Source organism: Actinoplanes sp. NPDC049802 (assembly GCF_040656595.1).
Classification (GTDB): domain Bacteria; phylum Actinomycetota; class Actinomycetes; order Mycobacteriales; family Micromonosporaceae; genus Actinoplanes.
Genome location: NZ_JBFAMR010000192.1, coordinates 1 through 1,246, shown reverse-complemented (window position 1 = coordinate 1,246; position 1,246 = coordinate 1). Strand labels below are relative to the sequence as shown.

1 protein-coding gene is annotated in these 1,246 nt (G+C 73.8%); it reads right to left on the bottom strand.

Features of this window, described 5'->3' with window-relative positions; translation table 11 throughout:
* The coding region (locus tag AB0I88_RS41330; RefSeq protein WP_361037783.1) for a polyketide synthase dehydratase domain-containing protein at positions 1 to 1,246 on the bottom strand (1,246 nt) is incomplete at both ends.

The following is a 1,246-nucleotide window of genomic DNA, read 5'->3' as shown; positions in this document are numbered from 1 at the left end:
GGATGCTCCACCTGAACCGACCGCACCAAACCCCACACCGCCGCACCAGCCAGGTCGGTCACGCCCTCACCAGGAAGAGCCACCGCACCCTCGGTCGCCACGACCAGGGTTCCGAACTCGGATTCGGCCAGCCATTTCTGGAGGACGCCGAGCGTCTCGTGGACGGCGGCGCGGACGTCCAGGCCGGCGGGCACCCGATGCAGGACGGCGTCCGGGGCGGGGGCGCGACCGGCCGGGACCGCGATCCACTCCAGCTGGTACAGCGAGTCGTGGTAGGCGCCGGTCGCCAGCTGGTCCCGGCTGACCTCGCGGGTGGCGAGCCGTTCGACGGTCAGCACCGGCGCGCCCGCCGGGTCGACCGCGGTCAGGGTGATCGCGTCTGAGCCGGCCGGGCTGATCCGGGCCCGCAGGGCGGTGGCGTTCGTGGCGTGCAGCCGCACTCCGGACCAGGCGAACGGCAGCCGCATCGGGCCGTCCACGGTGATCGAGGCGTGCAGGACGGCGTCGAGCAGCGCCGGGTGCACCCCGAACCGCTCGGCGTCCCCGGCGTCCGGCAGGCTCACCTCGGCGAAGAACTCGTCACCGCGCCGGTACGCGGCACGTACGCCCTGGAAGGCGGGTCCGTAGCCGTACCCGTTCCGGGCGAGTTCGGCGTAGTCGACGTCGACCGGTGTCGCGCCGGCCGGTGGCCATTCCATCCCGGCGACGTCCGGCTCGGGCTGTTCGCCGGTGACGACTCCCTCGGCGTGCAGAGTCCAGTCGTCGTCGGTTCGGGAGTGGACCCGGACCGTCCGGCCGGTCCCGGTGTCGCCGCCGACGACGACCTGGACGGCGACTCCACCGGTGGGCGGCAGCAGCAGCGGGGCGTGCAGTGTCAGTTCCTCGACGGTCGCGCAGCCGGCCTCCCCGGCGGCGGCCAGCACCAGTTCGATCAGGGCGGCTCCGGGCACCACCACGGCGCCGAGGATCTCGTGGTCGGCGAGCCAGGGATGGGTGTCGAGGGAGAGTCGCCCGGTGCAGATCAGCCCACCGGAGTCGGGCATCGCGACGACCGCGCCCAGCAGCGGGTGGCCGACGTCGGCCTGGCCGAGCCCGGTGGGTCCGGCCGCACCGACCGTGCTGTCCACCCAGAAACGCCGCCGCTGGAACGGGTAGGTGGGCAGGTCGATCCGGCTGCCGCCGCCGCCGAAGAATCCGGTCCAGTCGACGTCGACACCCCGGGCGTGCAGACTGCCCAGCGCCTCGA